The sequence below is a fragment of the Stenotrophomonas sp. GD04054 genome, from assembly GCF_029836955.1.
GTDB lineage: Bacteria > Pseudomonadota > Gammaproteobacteria > Xanthomonadales > Xanthomonadaceae > Stenotrophomonas > Stenotrophomonas maltophilia_A.
Map to the genome: position 1 here is coordinate 75,535 of NZ_JAOECR010000002.1, position 17,441 is coordinate 92,975.

The 17,441-nt window shown below is 67.7% G+C and carries 15 protein-coding genes; 3 read left to right on the plus strand and 12 right to left on the minus strand.

The window, feature by feature from the left end; genetic code table 11:
* Nucleotides 1-55: 55 nt before the first annotated feature.
* From N7573_RS02100 to N7573_RS02110, 3 genes are read right to left on the minus strand one after another with little or no spacing between them, the layout of a single operon-like run.
* Nucleotides 56-1,495, minus strand: coding sequence for a TolC family protein (locus N7573_RS02100; protein ID WP_279913003.1), 1,440 nt, complete (start codon nt 1,493-1,495; stop codon nt 56-58).
* Nucleotides 1,492-3,450, minus strand: coding sequence for a MacB family efflux pump subunit (locus N7573_RS02105; protein ID WP_279913005.1), 1,959 nt, complete (start codon nt 3,448-3,450; stop codon nt 1,492-1,494). Before N7573_RS02105 ends, N7573_RS02100 begins: the two co-directional genes overlap by 4 nt.
* Entirely contained in the window at nt 3,447-4,688 is a 1,242-nt protein-coding gene (locus N7573_RS02110) for an efflux RND transporter periplasmic adaptor subunit (protein WP_279913007.1), read from the minus strand. Before N7573_RS02110 ends, N7573_RS02105 begins: the two co-directional genes overlap by 4 nt.
* A 204-nt stretch (nt 4,689-4,892) precedes the next feature.
* On the opposite strand from N7573_RS02110, the gene N7573_RS02115 reads away from it, so the two are divergent.
* The 3 genes from N7573_RS02115 to N7573_RS02125 all read left to right on the plus strand — a co-directional run bounded on the left by N7573_RS02115 (nt 4,893) and on the right by N7573_RS02125 (nt 10,241).
* Entirely contained in the window at nt 4,893-5,621 is a 729-nt protein-coding gene (locus N7573_RS02115) for a response regulator (protein WP_005408779.1), read from the plus strand.
* Nucleotides 5,622-5,627: 6 nt separating this feature from the next.
* Complete coding sequence (locus N7573_RS02120) at nt 5,628-7,037, plus strand: ATP-binding protein (protein ID WP_032127908.1); 1,410 nt, start codon at nt 5,628-5,630, stop codon at nt 7,035-7,037.
* Between the two features lie 177 nt (nt 7,038-7,214).
* Complete coding sequence (locus N7573_RS02125) at nt 7,215-10,241, plus strand: ligand-binding sensor domain-containing diguanylate cyclase (RefSeq protein ID WP_279913009.1); 3,027 nt, start codon at nt 7,215-7,217, stop codon at nt 10,239-10,241.
* 67 nt (nt 10,242-10,308) lie between these two features.
* Here the strand turns inward: N7573_RS02125 and rnt are convergent, their stop codons facing one another.
* From rnt to pstC, 9 genes are all read right to left on the minus strand, one after another.
* Nucleotides 10,309-10,893 (minus strand): ribonuclease T, encoded by a 585-nt coding sequence (gene rnt / locus N7573_RS02130; protein WP_005408782.1) that lies wholly within the window; start codon nt 10,891-10,893, stop codon nt 10,309-10,311.
* Between the two features lie 235 nt (nt 10,894-11,128).
* A complete protein-coding gene (locus N7573_RS02135) occupies nt 11,129-11,650 on the minus strand; it encodes a DoxX family protein (RefSeq protein WP_279913010.1) in 522 nt (173 codons plus the stop codon).
* A gap of 24 nt (nt 11,651-11,674) precedes the next feature.
* Nucleotides 11,675-12,430, minus strand: coding sequence for a putative DNA-binding domain-containing protein (locus N7573_RS02140; protein WP_049463603.1), 756 nt, complete (start codon nt 12,428-12,430; stop codon nt 11,675-11,677).
* Nucleotides 12,423-13,298: a DUF692 domain-containing protein gene (locus N7573_RS02145; RefSeq protein ID WP_279913011.1), complete on the minus strand. Its 876-nt coding sequence runs from the start codon at nt 13,296-13,298 to the stop codon at nt 12,423-12,425. Before N7573_RS02145 ends, N7573_RS02140 begins: the two co-directional genes overlap by 8 nt.
* Complete coding sequence (locus N7573_RS02150) at nt 13,285-13,641, minus strand: hypothetical protein (RefSeq protein ID WP_032127903.1); 357 nt, start codon at nt 13,639-13,641, stop codon at nt 13,285-13,287. Before N7573_RS02150 ends, N7573_RS02145 begins: the two co-directional genes overlap by 14 nt.
* 259 nt (nt 13,642-13,900) lie before the next feature.
* Nucleotides 13,901-14,608, minus strand: a complete 708-nt coding sequence (phoU, locus tag N7573_RS02155; protein ID WP_008265615.1) for a phosphate signaling complex protein PhoU — start codon at nt 14,606-14,608, stop codon at nt 13,901-13,903.
* Between the two features lie 97 nt (nt 14,609-14,705).
* Nucleotides 14,706-15,536 (minus strand): phosphate ABC transporter ATP-binding protein PstB, encoded by an 831-nt coding sequence (pstB, locus tag N7573_RS02160; protein ID WP_005408788.1) that lies wholly within the window; start codon nt 15,534-15,536, stop codon nt 14,706-14,708.
* Nucleotides 15,537-15,555: 19 nt separating this feature from the next.
* The gene (gene pstA, locus N7573_RS02165; RefSeq protein WP_032127902.1) at nt 15,556-16,419 is read right to left on the minus strand and encodes a phosphate ABC transporter permease PstA; all 864 of its coding nucleotides are present in this window, start codon (nt 16,417-16,419) and stop codon (nt 15,556-15,558) included.
* Nucleotides 16,419-17,387, minus strand: a complete 969-nt coding sequence (gene pstC, locus N7573_RS02170) for a phosphate ABC transporter permease subunit PstC (RefSeq protein WP_279913013.1) — start codon at nt 17,385-17,387, stop codon at nt 16,419-16,421. The genes pstA and pstC overlap by 1 nt, the downstream gene beginning before the upstream one ends.
* Nucleotides 17,388-17,441: the final 54 nt, after the last annotated feature.

Sequence of the window (17,441 nt, forward strand, 5' to 3'; positions counted from 1 at the left end):
ACCAAGGTCGACACCTACCGGGTAGTCTCCAACCCGGGTTGGCGCCCTTGCCGCCTCACCCCGCGCTGCCGCCCAGTGCCTTGAACAGGGTGACGTCGTTGTTCAGCTGGCCCTGGCGCACGCGCGCCAGCGACAGCTCGGCATCGCGCCGGGTCTGCTGCGCTTCCAACCAGGTGCGCAGGTCGGTGGCACCCACGCGGTAGCGCACTTCCTGCGCCCGTTCCACTTCCACCGCTTCGTCGTACGAAGCCTGCGAGGCCGCCACCTGGCGCGCCAGCTGCTCGCGTGCCGACAGCGCGTTGTCCACTTCCGAGAGCGCGGTGTACAGCGTCTTGCGGAAATTGGTCGCGGCGATCTGGTAGCCGGTGCCGGCGATATCGGTATCCAGCTGCGCGCGCTGCAGGTTGAGGAACGGAAGCGACAGGCCGGCGCCCAGCGTGGCCACCGGGTTGCGCAGCACGTCACCCAGCGACGTTGCACTGGAGCCGAGGCTGCCGGTCAGGCTCAGCGCCGGGTAGTACTGGGTAGCGGTCACCTTGATGGTCTTCAGGCTGTTGCGCAGGCGCAGTTCGGCCGCGCGCAGGTCGGGACGGCGACCGAGCAGGTCGGTCGGCAGGCCCTCCGCGATGCTGGGGCTGCGTGCGCCGAGCAGGTCCTGCGGTTCGTCCTGCTGCGGCCAGGGCGTGCCGTCCAGCAGCACGGTCAGTGCATTGCGGGCCTCCACTCGCTGCTGTTCCAGCGCACTCTGCGAGGAACGCTGCGACTGCAGGTTCTGCAGTGCCTGGCGTACTTCCAGGCGCGATACTGCACCGGCGTCGAAGCGGGCCTGGACCAGTTCGCGGGTACGTTCCAGCCGCTCCAGGTTGGCCTGGCCGGTGGCGATGGACTGGTTGAGATAGGCCAGGTTCCAGTATTGGTTGATGGTGTCGCTGATCACCAGCAGCGCGGTGTTCTGCCGGTCTTCCTCGCTGGCCTCGGCTTCCCAGCGGGCGATGTCGCGCTGGGTGCGCAGGCGGCCCCACAGGTCCACTTCCCAGCCCAGCGAGACGCCGGTGGAATAGCTGCGGCGCCAGTCGTCGGCCTGGTCGGTGGCGCGGCTGGCGCTACCACTCACACCCGAAGACGAAGGCTGCGGCCACAACGCGTTGCTGGCCAGGCCGGCCTGCAGGCGCGAACGCTGCACGGCCAGGCCAGCGGCGGCAAGATCGCTGTTGGCGGCCAGCGCCTGCGCCACCAGACGGTCGAGACGTTCATCGCCGAAACCGGTCCACCAGGTGTCCTGGCGGATGTCGCGGCCCGGAGTATCCAGGCTGCTGCGCGGATCGTCGGCCGGCGCATTGAGGGTGGCGTCGCCACGACCGTAAGTCGCCGCCACGTCGGGGGCCTGCACCGGATAGCGGCCCATCGATGCGCAGCCGGACAGAGCGAGCAATACAGCGCCCGCCAGCAGCAGGCGCGAGGGGGCAGGGAAGGGCAGTCGGGTCATCATCTTCATTCGCGGGCCAGGGCCTCCACCGGGTCGAGCTGCGCGGCGTTGCGCGCAGGCAGGAAGCCGAACGCCACGCCGATCAGGGTCGAGCAGGCGAACGCGGCAACGATCGAGGCCGTGGAGAACAGCACCTGGAAGTCGCTGGCGAAGCGCCCGATCATCGAGCCCAGCAGCAGGGCCAGGCCGATGCCGAGCACGCCGCCAAGCAGGCAGACCAGCACCGCCTCGATCAGGAACTGCTGGCGGATATCACTCTGCCGTGCACCCACGGCCATGCGCACGCCGATCTCGCGGGTACGCTCGGTGACCGACACCAGCATGATGTTCATCACGCCGATGCCGCCGACCAGCAGCGCGATGGCGGCGATGGCGCCGATCAGCAGGGTCATCGTGCGCGTGGTCTGCTCGATGGTCTGGCGGATTTCGGCGCTGTTGCTGAGGAAGAAGTCCTCGGTGCCATGGCGCATGGTCAACAGTCGGGTGATCGCTTCCTGTGCGGCATCCATCGGCGTGGCGTCGTCCACGCGCACGGTGATGCTGGACACGTGGCTCTGGCCGAGCATGCGCGACATCACCGTGGTGTACGGCAGCCACACGCTCAGGCTGGTGCTGCCGCCGAACCCGAAGCTCTGGCGCTTGGCCACGCCGACCACGCGCGCCGGCACGTTGCCGAGCAGGATCACCTGGCCGATCGGATCGACATCGGGGAAGAACTGGGTCTGGGTGTTCTCGTCGATCACCGCCACCTGGCCGAGGCCCTTCACCGCATCGCTATCGAAGAAGCTGCCGCTGAGCAGGGTCACGCCCTTGACCCGGAAGAACTGCTCGCCGACGCCGCTGACCTGGGCGGTGGAGGACTGGTTGCGGTAACGCGCGGTGACCGAGGTCGACACGCTGGGCGTGGAGCTGTCGACGTAGCTCTGCCGGGCCAGCGCATCGGCATCACTGGCTTTGAGCGTCTGCACGCGGGCCGAGCGCATGTCGCCGAAACCACGGCCGGGGTAGACATCGATGGTGTTGGTGCCGAGCGCGCTGATGTTCTGCAGGATCTGCTGCTGCGAGCCGTTGCCCAGCGCCACCACCGAGACCACCGAGGCGATACCGATGATGATGCCGAGCATGGTCAGGAAGGTGCGCAGCCGATGTGCATTCATCGCCAGCAACGCCATGCGGAATGCTTCGGTGAAGCGGTCGCGCGCGGCCCGCCAGCTGTTGCCGCGGGCGACGCCGGTGCTGGCCTCGCGCTGCGCGCGGTAGGTCGGTGCATTCGGGTTGGCGCGGTCGGCGATGATCTCGCCGTCGCGGATCTCGATGATCCGCTGCGCGTGTTCGGCCACGCTCATGTCGTGGGTGACGATGATGATGGTGTGGCCTTCGGCGTGCAGCTCGCCGAGGATCGCCATCACTTCCTCGCCGGATTTCGTGTCGAGCGCGCCGGTCGGTTCGTCGGCCAGGATCACCTCGCCGCCGTTCATCAGGGCACGGGCGATCGACACGCGCTGCTGCTGGCCGCCGGACAGCTGGCCCGGCTTGTGGTGCATGCGGTCGCTCAGGCCCAGCCGCTGCAGCAGTTGTTCGGCACGCGCGTTGCGCACCGGGCCGGGGCTGCCGGCGTACACCGCCGGCACTTCCACGTTGCCGCGTGCATCGAGGTCGCCCAACAGGTGGTAGCGCTGGAAGATGAAGCCGAAATGCTCGCGGCGCAGTTCAGCCAGCTCGTCCGGCTCCATCTTCCCGGTTTCGCGGCCGGCCACCTGGTAGCTGCCACGGGTGGGACGATCGAGGCAGCCGAGGATGTTCATCAGCGTCGACTTGCCTGAGCCGGACTGGCCGACGATGGCCACCATCTCACCGGCGTGTATGTCGAGGTTGACGTCGCGCAGCACGGCGATCACATCGTCGCCGGCCGGGAATTCGCGTCGCAGGTCACGCAGGCGCAGCAGCGGCGCCGTCGTGCTCATCGGCGCCCCATGCCCGGGCCGCCGACCCGCATCTGCATGCCGCCGCGGTTGCCGCTGCCGGCGCTGGCACCGGCCGCACCGGCTTCGCCGACCACCACGCGCTCGCCTTCCTTCAGTCCCGACAGGATCTCGGCCGAGGCGCCGTTGTTGATGCCCACGGTAACCTTGCGCGGCTGCGGCTGGCCCTTGTCGTCCAGCACCCGCACCATGCGCTCGTCGCCACGGCGCTTCGGCCCCAGTGCCACCGCCGGCACCATCAGCACGCCCTTGGCCTGCTTCAGCAGTACCGAGACCTGCGCAGTCATGTCGATGCGCAGGGTGCCATCCGGATTCTCCACGTCGAACAACGCGTTGTAGTAGACCGCGCTGCTGGAACTGGAACTGGACGAACTGCTGGAACTGGACGAACTCTCGTTGGCGATCGAGGCCGGCGCCGGATTGATCTGGCGCAGCGTGGCGTGGTATTTGCGGTCCGGGTCGCCCAGCGTGGTGAAGTACACCGGCATGCCGGCCTTGATCTTGACCACGTCGGCCTCGGAGATCTCGGCATTGACGGTGACCACGTCCAGCCGTGCCAGCATGACGATGGTCGGTGCGGTCTGGTTGGCGTTCACGGTGCGACCTTCCTCGGCCACCACCGCCACCACGGTGCCGTCCATCGGCGCGGTGATGCGGGTGTAGGCCAGGTTGGCGCGGGCGGTGCCCAGCTCGGTTTCGCGGCCCTTGATCTGCGCCTCGTAGGACTGCAGCTGGGCACGGGCGGTCTTCAGCTGCGCCTCGGCGGCATCGTATTCCTGGCGCGAGGTGGCCTCGGCGGCCAGCATCTGCTGCTGGCGCGCGAATTCCAGTTCGGCCTGGCGCAGGGTGGCCTGCTGCACGGCGCGCTGGGCGGTGACCTGGTCCAGCGAGGCCTGCGCATTGAGCACCTGGTTCTGCTGGGTGGTGGCGTCGATCTCGGCGATCAGGTCGCCTTCCTTCACGGTGTCGCCCAGCTGCACCTTCAGCGACTTGATCTGGCCCGAGGCCTGGGCACCGACGCTGACCAGCTTGTAGGCGTCGATCACGCCGGTGGCTTCCACCGTCTGCTCGATGTCACCACGGCTGACCGGCGTGGTCGCCACCGCCGGGGCGGCGGGCTTGCGCAGCAGCCACCAGGCGGCTGCGGCAACGGCAAGGGCGAGCAGGGCGATCAGTATCAGGCGACCCCGGCGGGTCGCGGGCAGCAGGCGGAACGTCACGTCGTGGCTTCACTCTCGGGGCCGCGGTGGCGGCGTTGGTGGGCATTGTGAAGACCGGGCGATGGGCGGCTCAATCCTCGGGGTATGTCTCTATGTAACACTGTCGGTGAATACGCGTAACCACAGGTATCCCGCCCATGGCTGGATACACTGGTACGCATTGCCCCGGATGCGGTTCAGCTGCCGACACGGGATGATCGCGACATGGAGACTGAAAACACGATGCATCGACTGCTGATCGTCGACGACGACAACGACATCCGCACCCTGCTGGCCGAACAGCTCGGCCGGGCCGGCTACCAGGTGAGCACGGCGGCAGACGGCACCGCCATGCGCCAGCTGCTGGACCGCGAACACGTGGACCTGATCGTGCTCGACCTCAACCTGCCGCGCGAGGATGGCCTGACCCTGTGCCGCGACCTGCGCGCGCGCTCGAACACGCCGGTGATCATGCTGACCGCGCGTGCCGAGCCGATCGACCGCGTGCTGGGCCTGGAAATGGGCGCCGACGACTACCTGGCCAAGCCGTTCGAACCGCGCGAGCTGCTGGCACGCATCCGCAACGTGCTGCGCCGGACCGAGGCGCTGCCGGCGAACCTGGAGCCGCTGGCGGTGCGCCGTGCGCGATTCTCGCGCTGGGTGTTCGATCTGGAGCATCGCCACCTGGTCGATCCGGACGATCGCGTGGTGGTGCTGTCCGGCGCCGAGTTCCGCCTGCTGCGGGTGTTCATCGCCCACGCCAACAAGGTGCTGTCGCGCGAGCAGTTGGTCGCGCTCAGCAGCGGCCGCAACTACGAGGCACAGGACCGCGCCATTGATCTGCAGGTCAGCCGGCTGCGCAACAAGCTGGGCGACGACGGTGGCCCGGACGGACTGATCAAGACCGTTCGCAACGAAGGCTATGTACTGGCCTCCTCGGTGAACCTGGAATAAGCCGCGATGAAGCGCCTGCGCCATTTCCTGTCCTCGATGGTCGGGCGGTTGTTCGTGATCCTGCTGCTGGGCATGAGCGTGGCCGCGATCGGCGCGACCATGCTGGCCACCTCCAAGCGCCAGCAGGAGTTCGAGCGGCAGAACCTGAACCGCATCGCCGACCGCCTCCAGGGCTACGTCAACCTGCTCGACGGCAACCCCGAACTGCGCGAGCGCCTGCTCGAAATCGGTGGGCCGAGCGTGCGTGCGCTGCAACCCGGCGCACGCCTGGGGCGGGCCGATACCGCGTTGATGGAAGTGCTCGATGACCGGCCTGGGCCGGTCGCACGCGCGCATGTGCACTTCGCTTCGTTCCGCTCCTGCATTCCCAAGCTGCAGGACCTGCTGCCCCCGCCGCCACCGGGGCATCGCAAGCATCCGCGCGAACGTGATCCGGCGTTCATCCCGCCCAAGTGCCGTGCGGTCGACGTGACCCTCAACGACGGCACGCTGCTGAAGCTGGCGCTGGATTCGCCGGCGGTGGCACACAACGGCATCCTCGCCGTGGACCCGTGGTTCCTGACCCTGCTGGTGCTGGCGATCGCGGTGCTGGCCTATATCGTCGCGCGCATGGCCAGCGCGCCGCTGCAGGAACTGGCCGCAGCCGCCGAAGACCTGGGCGACGACCTGCAGCGCGATCCACTGCCGCTGCGCGGCCCGCGCGAAGTGCAGCGCGCCGCCGAAGCCTTCAACGCCATGCAGCATCGCCTGCAGCGGCACCTGGCCGAGCGCACGCAGATGCTGGCGGCGATCACCCATGACCTGCAGACCCCGCTGACCCGGCTGCGCCTGCGCCTGGAGAATGTCAGCGACGAGGTGCTGCGTGAGCGCCTGATCGGCGATCTGGCCGCGATGCAGGCGTTGGTGCGCGAAGGCCTGGAGCTGGCGCGCAGCGCTGAGAGCGCCGAGCAGCGCGCCGCACTGGACCTGGATTCGCTGCTGGAGAGCATCGTTGAAGACACGGCCGAGGGCGGCGGGGATGTCGTCTTCGAAGGTGGCAGCGGAGCGGTGTTGATGTTGCGTCCGCTGGCCATGCATCGCCTGTTTTCCAACCTGGTGGACAACGCGGTGATGTATGCCTACCGGGTGCGGGTACGGGTCGAGCGTAGTGGTGGCGCGATCACCGTGGTGGTGGCCGATGACGGCCCGGGCCTGGCCGAGGATCAGCTGGAAGCCGTGTTCGACCCGTTCGTGCGGGTGGAAACCTCGCGTTCGCGCGAAACCGGCGGCGCGGGTCTGGGCCTGACCATCGCCCGCGCCCTGGCTGAGAAAGACGGGGCGCGGCTGTGGCTGCGCAACCGCGTCGAAGGCGGGCTGGAGGCGGTAGTGCAGTGGCCGGCCAGTGCACAGGTGACGCCGCCGGGCCGCGCGGGCTGAGCCTTCGCGGCTGGCGATGGTGACGCCGTGGGCCGGGTTTGGCCTATCATCTGCGCATCTTCCCAGTTCCCCCCCGATGAGCCAGCCCGTTCCCGCCGGCATGCCGTCCCGCGCTGCCCGGCAGTTCCCGCATGCTGCCAGGCCCGGCAGCCCTGCCTGGCCGCCGCCGCTGCACTGATGGCCGGACAGGGGGACATCGGGCGCTGGGTGGAGCGCTGCGGATCAGATATCGGTCGATGGCTGCGACAGGGCCTGCTGTGGCTGCTGCTGGCCCTTGCACTGCCGGTGGCAGCGCAGGAGGGGGCTCCGCCACTGCGCGACTACGCCATTGATGTATGGACGTCGCGCAACGGCCTGCCGCACAACTCGCTGCGCGACATCGCGCAGACCCCCGAAGGCCACCTGTGGTTCGCCACCTGGGAAGGCCTGGTGCGTTACAACGGGTTGGATTTCACCGTGTTCGACCGCAGTACCCGCCCGGGCCTGCGCGACAACGGCATCGGCGCGCTGTTCGTCGACCGCCAGGGTGGGCTGTGGATCAGTGATTCGCGGGGCAATGTCAGCCATCGCGGCAACGATGGCCAGTGGCGTGTCTGGGAGCACCAGGCCGATACCCCGCAGGTCCTGATCCAGTCCATGCAGATGGACAGCCAGGGCCGCCTGTGGCTGCTGTATGAAGGCAAGGGCATCGGCTATCTGATGCCGGACACCGGCATCGTCTACCAGGCTCCGGCCGCCGACCTGCCGATGGCGATGAGCTTCACCAAGCTGGTGGTCGATGCGCAGGACCGGGTCTGGGCCGGCACGTTGGATGGACTGGTGCTGCGCGACAACGACGGGGTGCTCAAGCGGGCGCCCGCGGCGTGGGGGCTGGGCGCCGGCAGTGGCCTGTCGTGGCCGTACCGCGCTCCGGATGGCGCGCTGTGGATCGTCGCCGGCGAGCGCCTGTACCGGGTGGAGGATGATCAGCTGGTGCTGATGCACCGCCTGCCGGGGCAGCTGCACCTGACCTCGATGCTGCAGGATCGCCATGGCGACCTGTGGCTGGGCACCGAGAACCAGGGCCTGCTGCGGATCTCAGCGCATGGCCTGGAGCGCCTGCCGGCGGGCCTGAACCTGCCGGGTGGGCGCGTGGTCAGCCTGCGCGAGGATGCCGAGGGCAGCATCTGGGTGGGTGCCAACGGTGGCCTGTACCGCCTGCGCGAAACACTGTTCAGCAGCTACACCGAGCGCGATGGCCTCAGTGGCGACTATGTGCGCACCGTGTTCGAGGACCGCGATCGCCAGCTGTGGGTCGGCAGTGCCAGCGGCCTCGACCTGCAGACTGCTGATGGCCGCTTCCGCGCGATGCCGCTGCACAACCGCGGCGGCAAGGCACCTTCGGTGCTCAGCCTGGCGCAGGGCCCGGACGGTGACCTGTGGGTCGGAACGTTCGGTGATGGCGTCTACCGTCTTGGCCCCGATGGCCGGCTGCGGCACAACTATGCCGCCGCCGATGGCATGCCGGGCGGCAACATCCGCGCGATCAGCGTGGACCCGCAGGGTGTGGTCTGGGCCGGCACCCAGAAGGGCGTGGTCCGCATCGAAGGCGACCGCGTGCAGGTATCAAGCGTTGCGGGTATGCCCAGCGGCCTGATCACCGCGCTTGAGCACGATCACCAGGGCAACCTGTGGATCGGCACCATCGAGGGCATCCGCGTACTGCGCGGCGATCACGTGCAGTCGATCGACCTCGCGCCGATGGGCGGTGGCCGCAGCGTGTTCGGCTTCCATCAGCTGGGTGACGCGATGTGGATCAGCAGCGACCGTGGCCTGTACCGCTGGCGCAACGGCACGCTGGCACGGGTGGGGTTGGAGCAGGGCATGCCGGTGGATGCGGTGTTCCAACTGGTGCCGGATCGCCTTGGCAACGTGTGGATCAGCAGCAACCGCGGCGTGCTGCGCACCGACATGGCCACGCTCAATGCGGTTGCCGACGGGCGCGCGCCGCGGGTGGTGGTGGAGCGCTACAACGAGATTGATGGCATGGCCAACGCGCAGGCCAACGGCAGCTCCGGGCCATCGGCGATCCTGCGCCAGGACGGCACGTTCTGGGTGGTCACCGCCGGAGGCCTGAGCACCGTCGATCCGCAACGCCTGCAGCGTTTCCGCGAGCGTCTTTCACCGCCGGCAGCGATTGAAAGCGTGCAGGTGGATGGCGCACCGGTGCATTGGGAAGGCCCGGACCGCAACTACATTCCCGGCGGTCGCCGCTTGGCGGTGAGTTATGTCGGCCTGAGCTACCTAATGTCTGACCGGATCCGCTACCGCACGCGGTTGGACGGCCTGGATACGGGGTGGGTCGAACGCGGCCCGCAGCGTAGCGTGGAGTTCGTTGGCCTGCCGCCGGGCGACTACACCCTGCACGTGGCCGCTGCCCATCCGAGTGGCAGCTGGGGCCAGCAGGAAGCGGTATGGAGCTTCACCGTGGAGCCGTTCTGGTGGCAGCGACGCAGCGTGCAGGTGCTGGGTGGCCTGTTGCTGCTGGCCGGGCTGGTGGCGCTGTACCGGCTGCTGCTGCAGCAGCTGAAGGCCAGCAACCTGCGCCTGGCACGGCGCGTGGACGAGGCGACCTTCGACCTGCAGGCCAAGACCGTGCACCTGCAGGCGCTGAACCAGGAAAAGACCGAACTGGCCGAGCGCCTCGCACGCCAGGCCGAGGCATTCGAACGGCAGGCCCGCGAGGATGCACTGACTGGCCTGGCCAACCGCCGTGCTTTCGATGAAACGCTGGCGCGTGACTTCGCGCGTTCGCAGCGCAGCGGTCATCCGCTGTGCCTGGTGGTGCTGGATATCGACCACTTCAAGGACGTCAACGACCGCCACAGCCACAGCATCGGTGATGCGGTGCTGGTGCAGGTGGCGCGGTTGATCGCCGCCGCCAGCCGCGATTCGGACCTGCCGGCGCGGACTGGCGGCGAAGAGTTCGCGCTGCTGCTCAACGACACCCGTCTGGAGGAAGCCGCACAGCTGTGCGCGCGCCTGCGCGGTCTGTTCCATGACCACCCCGACTGGGCCGGCGTGGACGGCCTGCGCGTGACCTTCAGCGCGGGCCTGGTGGAACTGGATGCCGACGACCGCACCCCGGCACTGCTGTACCAGCGCGCAGACCGCGCGTTGTACCGCGCCAAGAGCGACGGCCGCGATCGTACGAGTATTGGTTGATCGCATCCACGCATGGCGTGGATCTACCGTCCGGTGAGTGGTGGGTGCGGTTGCGCCGTTGGCTGGCTTACCGCGGCCAGGCGTTGGCGATGGTGCAGAACAACCGCGCGGTCTGCTCGGTGTCGTACACCGCGCTGTGTGCCTCGTTGGCATCCCAACCCAGCCCGGCGGCGGTGGCCGCACGCGCCAGCACGGTCTGCCCGTAGGCGATGCCGGCCAGGGTCACCGTGTCGAACACGCTGAACGGATGGAACGGGTTGCGCTTGTGCCCGGTCCGCGCCACCGCCGCGTTGACGAAGCCCAGGTCGAAATGCGCGTTGTGCCCGACCAGGATCGCGCGCTGGCAGCCGTACTTCTTCATGGCCGCGCGTACCGGGGTGAAGATGTGGTCCAGCGCGGCCTTCTCTTCCTTGGCCAGCCGGAACGGATGGTCGAGGATGATGCCGGTCACTTCCAGTGATTTCGGGTCGATCTCCAGGCCCTCGGCCGGTACCACGTGGGCGCTGGCGGTCTGGCCGGGGTAGAGCAGGCCGTTCTCGTCCATCTCGATCGGCACGGCGGCGATTTCCAGCAGTGCGTTGCGCTGGCTGTCGAAGCCGCCGGTTTCCACGTCCACCACCACCGGCAGGAAGCCGCGGAAGCGTTGTGACATCGCGCGCTGCGCCTGGGGGACTGCGGAATCGGGAGCGGCGGCAGGTGCGGGGGTGGGGTCAGTCATGCGTGAATTCTAGCAGAGCGACCCTGAGCGCCCGGCCAGCCCTCGGTGCATGCGTTCCCTGCGCGGGCGTGTGTCGACCAAGGTCGACACCTACCGGGGCACCGCGCGCTCAGCATTCCGGTAGCTGCCAACCCTGGTTGGCACACGGTGCGCCGACCAAGGTCGGCATCTACCGGTCTGCTGGCCGCGCAGGCGTGGCCGAGGGAGACCACCGCGCCAGCCACGCATCCACGCTCAGCCTGCCGGCGCCGGTGAAGATCAGCGGCAGCAACATGGCCATGAACAGCACCGGCAGCTTGAAGTTGCCGAAGCCCTGGTCAGTGATCGCGTAGCCCATGACCAGGTCGGCCAGCGAGTTCCATTCCGTCGGCCAATGCACCGCATAAGTGGCCACTACGGTCAGCACCAGCAGGCTGGCGGCGGCAAACCGGGTGCCGAAGCCAACCAGCAGGCAGGCCGCGCCAATCAGCTCGAACCAGGTTGCAAGCTGCCAGTTCAGGGTGGCCGGCAGCTGGTCGAACGGGAACGGGAAAGCGTCCTGCAGGTCGGCGAACCAGTTCTGGCCGTGCAGCTTTTCGCGGCCGGATTCGAAGTATTCCCAGGCCAGCAGCAGGCGCAGGCCGAGCGGGGCCAACCAGGGGGCGAGACGGTCCAGCTGGCCACGCGTGGCGGCCAGGGTCGGAAGGTTCATCAGGGGATCTCCGCGAATGGGGTGTCAGGGAGGGGCTGTGAGCGGGCCGATCACGCCGGCCTGCAGGAACTGCTGCAGCAGTGCAGCACCGGGTTCGGCCAGCGCCTCCTCAGCCAGGCCGTGCGCGGCGGCCAATTGCCGCAGATAGGCATGTCCATCGAGGCCGGGTTGTTCGCCGATGCTGGACAGCAGGTATACCGCCAGCGGGCTGAGTGCGGCGAAGCGCACTTCGCCGTCAGCCTCACGGCGCACCAGCAGGCCGGTCGGCTCGGTGGGCGGCTGCGTCGGTGCATCCTCGGCGCCCAGCCGGTGCACCGGCCACTGGTACAGCAGCGGCCACGCCAGCGGCGAGCGCTGCAGTGGCACCCGCAGCGGATCGATCTCACCCCGCACCGGCAGCGGCTCGGCAGGAAGCTGGTACAGCGCGGTTTCCACCCACTCGTAGTGGGCCAGCTCGGCCAACGCCGGGTGCGGCAGCTGCGGCTGTGCCTGCAGCCACTGCACGAATTCGGCGGCCAGTTCGGTGAACAGCGGCGTCTGGCAGCGATGGGTGGCGAAGTAGTGGCGCACCAGGTCGCTCCAGGCCGGTTCGCCGAGCAGGCGCACGCAGACCGGGAAGCCGTTGCTCAACAGGCCCAGCAGATTGTTGAACAGCAGCCGTTGGTACACCGCGACCCGGCGTGGCTCCAGCCCGACCGGCGGTGGCACACCCTGCGGATCGCGCAGGTGTGCGGTGAACGCATGCTGCTGTGCGCGCAGAGTGTGGGAGGTATCAGCCATGGGCGATCCCGGCATGGCTGGACTGCAGGCGGCGGATGGTCTGCAGTTCGCCCTGCAGCTCGGCGTACGGGGGGAAGTTGAAATCGCGTTCGAGCAGGGTGGGTCGTGGGCCGATGCGCGCGTAGGTACGCGCCAGCAGCTCCCAGACCGGATCGATCACCGCGCTGCCATGGGTGTCGATCTTCAGGTCCGGTGCCTCGTCCAGGTGCCCGGCCACGTGCAGGCAGACGATGCGCTCTGCGGGCAGCCCGGCAATGAAGCTGTCGGCATCGTAGCCGTGGTTGCAGGCGTTGACGTAGACATTGTTGACGTCGAGCAACAGGTCGCAGTTGGCTTCGGCGAGCACGGCATTGGTGAAGGCCAGTTCGTCCATCGCCGGCTCCGGCGCCAGGTAGTAGGACACGTTCTCCACCGCGATGCGGCGACCCAGCAGGTCCTGCACGTGGGTGATGCGTGCGGCGGTATGGCGCACGGCTTCGTCGGTGAACGGAATCGGCAGCAGGTCGTACAGGTGGCCGTCGTCGCTGCAGTAGCTCAGGTGCTCGCTGTACAGCGGCACGCGGTGTTTTTCCAGGAACTGGCCGACCTGTTCCAGCAGCTGCGTATCCAGTGGCGCGCTGCTGCCCAGCGACAACGACAGGCCGTGGCAGCTCAACGGGTGGCGCTGCGCCAGTTCGGCCAGTGCATCCCCGGCGGGACCACCGACATGGATCCAGTTCTCCGGCGCGCATTCGAGGAAATCGAAGTCACCGGCCGGTGCATCGCGCAGATCCTGCAGCAGCGCCCGGCGCAGCCCCAACCCGGCGGCCGCCGCACGAAGCGGCGACCGCAGGTGGACGGCGCTGGCGCGGACGTCAGTGCTTGGCACCGCACTTGCCTTCGCCGCACTTGCCCTCGGCCGACTTCTTGTCGCCGCTCTTGGCCTTGGCGCCTGCCGCAGCACCGGCGGCCTTGCCCTTGTCGGCGCCGCATTTGCCTTCGGCACTCTTGCCGTCGGCACCACATTTGCCTTCGGCGTGCTTGGTCGCGTCCGCGGCCATCTTGGTGTCCGCTGCCTTGGCATCGGTGCTGGCCTTGGCGGCCTGACCAGCGACCAGATAGCCCTGGGCCAGGTCGCTCATGCTCAGGGCCGAGGCACTGGCGGTCATGCCCAGGCCGGCGGCCAGGGCGGTAGCAGTCAGCAGGGACAGGGTCTTGTTGGAACTGCTCATCGGTGGTGCTCCTGGGTGGTATGGGCGGGTGCCCGGGTCGCCGGCAGGGTTGCCGGTGGAAGCGATGGTGCAGCGATCCTACTCAACGAATCCTCGCCAAGACCTCAAATTTTCGTGAGGTTTGTTACAGAAGGGGAACACGGTTTCCGGTAGATCCACGCCATGAGTGGATGAATTGCCGGAATGCCCAGAAACAAGAAGGCCGCTGTCACCAGGACAGCGGCCACCTTGGAGTCAACTCCGGTGTTGCAGTGCAGCGTCAGGGCTGGCCGGTGCTGGAGGTTTCGTCGCGTTTTTCACGCGGCGGCAGTGGCTGCTCGCCATGCACCAGGAACCACACGTTCTCGGCGATGTTGGTGGCGTGGTCGCCCACGCGCTCCAGGTTCTTGGCCATGAACAGCAGGTGCGTGCAGGGGGTGATGTTGCGCGGGTCTTCCATCATGTAGGTCAGCAGCTCGCGGAACAGCGCGGTGTACTGCGCGTCCAGGCGGGCGTCGTCCTCGCGCAGCGCCAGCGCAGCGTCGGCATCGTTGTCGCGGTAGGCGGCAATGGCGCGGCGCACCTGCTGCGCGGCCAGGCGACCCAGCGCCCGCAGGCCCTGGATCTGTGGCAGCGGCGGCACTTTGCCCAGCGCGATCGAACGCTTGGCAACGTTGGCCGCATAGTCGCCGATGCGCTCGATGTCGGCCGGGATGCGCAGGCCGGCCAGGATCTCGCGCAGGTCGCGCGCCATCGGCCCACGCAGCGCCAGGCGCATCACGTCATGGCTGATCTGCTGCTCCAGCGCATCGATCGCTTCGTCGTTGGCGATGATGCGATGGGCGGCGTTCTCGTCGCGCTTCTCGATCACGTCCATCGCCGCTTCGAGCTGAGCGACGGCCATCTCGCCCATGCGCACGATTTCGGCCACCAGCCGCTGCTGTTCTTCGTCGTAGCTCTTGACGATGTGGTCGTTGGGAAGATTCATGGTCTGCAATCCGGGTAGAGCCAGGCCATGCCTGGCTGACGTGATTTGTAGAGTCGAGCCATGCTCGACTGACATTGTCTGTCTGTCGACTGACGTTTCAGCCGAAGCGACCGGTGATGTAATCCTCGGTCTGCCGCTGCGACGGCTGCGAGAAGATCACTTCGGTGCGGTCGTGCTCGATCAGGTCGCCCAGGTACATGAAGGCGGTGTAGTCGGACACGCGCGCGGCCTGCTGCATGTTGTGGGTGACGATGACGATGGTGTACTCGTGCTTGAGCTCTTCCACCAGCTGCTCGATGCGGCTGGTGGAGATCGGGTCCAGTGCCGAGGTCGGCTCGTCCAGCAGCAGCACCGACGGGCGCAGGGCCACGGCACGGGCGATGCACAGGCGCTGCTGCTGGCCACCGGACAGGCCCAGTGCGCTCTGCCCCAGCTTGTCCTTCACTTCGTCCCACAGTGCGCCCTGGCGCAGTGCCTGCTCGACGCGGTCGGCCATGTCGGCCTTGCTCAGCTTCTCGTGGTGGCGGATGCCGTAGGCCACGTTCTCGAAGATGGTCATCGGGAACGGCACCGGCTTCTGGAACACCATGCCGACCTTGCTGCGCAGGCGGTTCATCGGGTACTTCGGCGACAGGATGTTCTCGCCGTCCAGCAGCACTTCACCACGCGCCTCCAGCTTCGGGTACAGCGCGTAGATGCGGTTGAAGATGCGCAGCAGGGTCGACTTGCCGCAGCCGGAGGGACCGATCAGCGCGGTCACGCGCTTTTCCGGTATCTCCAGGTTGATGCCCTTCAGGGCATGGAACTTGTCGTAGTAGAAGTCCAGTCCACGCGCAGCCAGCTTCACCGGCGACGGCGTGTGCAGGCTCTCGTGCGAGGACGGCACGGCGATGCGCTGCATCGGCACGGCGTTGGAAAGGTCGTTCATGGCGTTATCCACGGAAAGGTCAGTCATGGGAGATACGGTTGCGCAGCAGGATGCCGCGGGCGGCAAGGCTGACCAGCAACACGAAGACAGTCAGCACCAGGGCACCGGCCCAGGCCAGCACCTGCCAGGATTCATACGGGCTGCCGGCGAACTGGTTCATCACCACCGGCACCGAGGCCATCGGCTGGAAGATGTTGTTGTTCCAGTACTGGTTGCCGAAGGCAGTGAACAGCAGCGGTGCGGTCTCGCCGGAGATGCGGGCCAGCGCCAGCAGGATGCCGGTGATGATGCCGGCCGACGCACTGCGGTACAGCACCTGCACGATCACCTTCCACTGCGGGATACCCAGCGACAGGGCTGCCTCACGCATCTGCGAGGGCACCAGGCGCAGCATCTCGTCGGTGGTGCGCACCACCACCGGCAGCACGATGAAGGCCAGCGACAGGGCACCGGCGAACGCCGAGAAGTTGCCGCCCGTCTGCATCACGTACAGCGTGTAGACGAACAGGCCAAGCACGATGGATGGGGCCGACAGCAGGATGTCGTTGACGAAGCGGACCACGGTGCCGGCCTTGCGGGCGTTGCCGTACTCGGCCAGCCAGGTGCCGGCCAGCACGCCCAGCGGGGTGCCGATGCCGATCGCCAGCGCACACATCACCGCACTGCCGAAGAAGGCGTTGGCGAGACCGCCTTCCTGCATCGGCGGCGGCGTCATCTTGGTGAACAGATCCCAGTTGATGCCGGCCAGGCCCTTGGAGGCCAGGGTGAACAGGATCCAGCCCAGGAAGAACAGGCCGAACAGGGCGGTGGCGCAGGAGGCGGTGATCGCAACGACGTTGCCGATGCGACGGCGCAGGTACAGCGAATCAGCGGTGGTGGACATCAGTTGCCCTCCTTGCGGGACAGGCGCATCAGCATCAGGCGGGCGATGGCCAGCACCACGAAGGTGACGATGAAGAGGACGAAGCCGAGCAGCAGCAGGGCCGAGCGGTAGGTTTCAGTGGCTTCGCCGAAATCGTTGGCGATCAGCGCGGCGATGGTGGTGCCCGGTTCCAGCAGCGACGGCGACAGACGCACGCTGTTGCCGATCACGAAGGCCACCGCCATCGTCTCGCCCAAGGCGCGGCCGAGGCCGAGGAAGATGCCACCGATCACCGCCGAGCGGGTGTAGGGCAGGACGATGTCCCAGCTCACTTCCCACTTGGTGGAGCCCAGTGCATAGGCCGATTCCTTCAGGCGGGTCGGCACGGTCAGGAACACCTCGCGCATCACCGAGGAGATGAACGGAATGACCATGATGGCCAGCACGAAGCCGGCGGTGAGCATGCCGATGCCCAGCGGCGGACCCTGGAACATCGGGCCGATGATCGGCCATTCGCCCAGGGTTTCGTTGAGGAACGGGGTGACGTACTCGGTCATCACCGGCACCAGCACGAACAGGCCCCACATGCCGTAGATGATCGAGGGAATGCCGGCCAGCAGTTCGATGGCGGTACCGACCGGGCCACGCAGCCAGCGCGGCGCGACTTCGGTGAGGAAGAAGGCGATGCCGAAGCTGACCGGCACGGCGATGACCATCGCGATGAGTGCGGTGACCAGGGTGCCGTAGATCGGGGCGAGGGCGCCGAACTTGTTTTCGACCGGATTCCAGTCGGTGGAGAAGAAGAAGCTCAGGCCCTGCATCTGCAGGGCATGGCGGCCGCCCCACAGCATCGACAGCGCGGCGCAGGCCAGGGCGATCAGGACGAAGATGACGGTGCCGACCAGCACCCATCGGAACAGTTTGTCGTTGCGGGCATCACGCGCATCACGCGTGGACGGGGCGGCTACAGGCTGGGCGATGGCATTCATGGGGACGGCAGGGCCAGGAAGGGGCGGGGCGGCACGGCGTGAAAGAAGCGGTGC